This is a genomic window from Brevundimonas sp. (genome assembly GCF_018608325.1).
GTDB lineage: Bacteria > Pseudomonadota > Alphaproteobacteria > Caulobacterales > Caulobacteraceae > Brevundimonas.
The window spans coordinates 1-2,457 of sequence record NZ_JABAZW010000003.1; the positions used below are offsets into that span (position 1 = coordinate 1).

The 2,457-nt window shown below is 62.6% G+C and carries 3 protein-coding genes; 1 reads left to right on the forward strand and 2 read right to left on the reverse strand.

Going from position 1 to position 2,457, the window contains the following annotated elements:
• Nucleotides 1-338 precede the first annotated feature (338 nt).
• Both QZ281_RS00135 and QZ281_RS00140 read right to left on the reverse strand, forming a co-directional pair.
• A complete protein-coding gene (locus QZ281_RS00135; protein WP_292223173.1) occupies nucleotides 339-1,268 on the reverse strand; it encodes an electron transfer flavoprotein subunit alpha/FixB family protein in 930 nt (309 codons plus the stop codon).
• 1 nt (nucleotide 1,269) lies between these two features.
• Entirely contained in the window at nucleotides 1,270-2,034 is a 765-nt protein-coding gene (locus QZ281_RS00140; protein ID WP_201098866.1) for an electron transfer flavoprotein subunit beta/FixA family protein, read from the reverse strand.
• Between the two features lie 117 nt (nucleotides 2,035-2,151).
• On the opposite strand from QZ281_RS00140, the gene QZ281_RS00145 reads away from it, so the two are divergent.
• Entirely contained in the window at nucleotides 2,152-2,439 is a 288-nt protein-coding gene (locus tag QZ281_RS00145) for a hypothetical protein (protein WP_292223178.1), read from the forward strand.
• The last annotated feature ends 18 nt before the right edge of the window (nucleotides 2,440-2,457 follow it).

Here is a 2,457-nt window from a genome sequence, read left to right on the forward strand (position 1 = left end):
AAACCGCTACAGCGGCCCGACTTGTTTAGCGCCGGTGTCGTCGGCGGAGGCGGGTGTGTAATCGCCTCAGTTTTGAAAGTCAAACACTTCGTTGAAGTTTTTTTCTTTCGTTCAAAACCCCGGAAGGTCTTGCCTCTTGAGCCCCGAGGGGCCCGTTGGAGTGGGGCGGTTTAGAGCCCGTCCAAATCCCTGTCAACCTTTTCTTTTTCAAGAGAAAATCGATCAGCTCGCCGCCGCGAGGAGCGGCGAAGAGGGGCGGGGTTTAGGCCCCCGCCCGACCCGAGTCAACCGAACACTGAAGCTTTTTCAAAACTCGTTGTTCGACCCGGTTTCAGCCCTTAGCCCAGCGCCGCCAGAAGCTCCGGCACTGCGGTCTTATAGTCCGCGACCAGACCGTAATCCGCGACCTGGAAGATCGGCGCATCGGGGTCCTTGTTGATGGCCACAATGGTCTTGGAGTCCTTCATGCCCGCCAGATGCTGGATCGCGCCCGAGATGCCGATAGCGACATAGAGTGCAGGCGCGACAACCTTGCCGGTCTGGCCGACCTGATAGTCATTGGGCGCATAGCCCGCATCGACCGCCGCGCGCGAGGCGCCGATGGCGGCGCCCAGCTTGTCGGCCAAGGGCTCCATGACAGCATGGAACTCTTCCGCCGAACCCAGGGCGCGACCGCCCGAGACGATGATCTTGGCGGCGCCCAGCTCAGGACGGTCCGACTTGACCATTTCTTCGGAGACGAAAGCCGTCTTGGACGCCTCGGCGCCAGCGACACTCTCTATAGAGGCGGAACCACCGTCTGCCGCAGCGGCAAACGCCGTCGGACGAACCGTGATGACCTTCTTGGCGTCGGACGACTGAACCGTCTCCAGCGCATTGCCCGCATAGATGGGACGCACAAAGGTGTCGGCCGAGACGACCTCGACGATGTCGGAGATCGGGGCGACGTCCAGCTTGGCGGCGATGCGCGGCGCGAAATTCTTGCCGTCGGTCGAGGCCGGGGTCAGGATCGCATCATAGTTGGCGGCCAGCGGCACGACGGTCGCTTCGACCGCTTCGGCCAGACCGTGAGCCAGACCGGCGCTTTCAGCCAGCAGGACCTTGCGGACGCCGGCGATCTTGGCCGCGCTGTCGGCGGCGGCCTGCGCGCCCTGCCCCACGACCAGAACGTCCACGTCGGACGACAGGCCCAGAGCGGCGGTCACAGTCTTGTTGGTGGTGTCGCGAACGGCGGCGCCGTCGTGATCGGCAATAACGAGGACAGCCATATTACAGCGCTCCCGCGGACTTGAGCTTGGAAACCAGTTCGGCGGCGTCGGCGACCTTGACCCCGGCTGAACGCTTGGGCGGTTCGGTGACCTTCACGACCTTCAGACGATCGGCGACATCAACGCCATAGTCGGCGACCGCCTTCACAGCGATCTCCTTCTTCTTGGCCTTCATGATGTTGGGCAGGCTGGCGTAGCGCGGCGTGTTCAAACGCAGGTCCACCGTCACGACGGCGGGCAGTTCAGCCGCAACCGTCTGCAGGCCGCCGTCGACTTCGCGCGTCACCGTAGCCTTGCCGCCATCGATGACCAGCTTGCCGGCGAAGGTCGCCTGCGGCCAGTCCAGCAGAGCGGCCAGCATCTGACCGACCGCGTTGTTGTCGCCGTCGATGGACTGTTTGCCCATCAGGACCAGGTCGGGCTTTTCTTCCTCGACCACAGCCTTCAGCAGCTTGGCGACCGCCAGCGGCTCCAGGTCGGCGTCCGACTGGATCAGCACGCCGCGGTCCGCGCCCATGGCGAGCGCCGTGCGGATGGTTTCCTGGGCCTGGGTCACGCCGATGGAGACGACCACGATCTCGGTCGCCGTTCCGGCTGCGTGATGTTCCTTGCCTTCCTTAAGACGAACAGCCTCTTCGACGGCGATCTCGTCGAAGGGATTCATGCTCATCTTTACGTTGGCCAGATCGACGCCTGACTGGTCCGCCTTAACGCGGGCCTTGACGTTATAGTCGATCACCCGTTTGACGGGGACGAGTACCTTCATGGGTCTATCCGTGAAATCGCCTGAATGTAGAGGCAGGGACATGGAGCGGTCGCGAAGGCCTGTCAACGTAACGTGGGGTCAAGCTTTTGCTGTGCTCCACACCCAACGGATCAATCGATGAAGCGTTTCCTGACCTTTCCCCGCCTGGCCATGCTGTTCGCCGGGGTCTTCGGACTGTCGATCATCGGCGTCTTCGCCATCCAGAGCTATTGGGTCGCGCCCGGCAAACGCTGCGAGGCGGCGGGCAAATGGTACGACATGGACAACCGCATCTGCGCCCAGCCTATTTCGATTGCGGAAATCACCGGCCGCCCGATCGGCGTGTCGCGCGCAGAAGCCTCGGCTGAGAAAAATCGCGAACTGGTGAAGATCGAAAACGAGATCGCCAGACGATTGAGGCGGTAACACGCAGGCGACAACAAT

Bases quoted from the DNA above. Each gene is read 5' to 3' on its own strand.
- QZ281_RS00135 (WP_292223173.1), bottom strand. From the start codon at position 1,268: ATGGCTGTCCTCGTTATTGCCGATCACGACGGCGCCGCCGTTCGCGAC.
- QZ281_RS00140 (WP_201098866.1), bottom strand. From the start codon at position 2,034: ATGAAGGTACTCGTCCCCGTCAAACGGGTGATCGACTATAACGTCAAG.
- QZ281_RS00145 (WP_292223178.1), top strand. From the start codon at position 2,152: ATGAAGCGTTTCCTGACCTTTCCCCGCCTGGCCATGCTGTTCGCCGGG.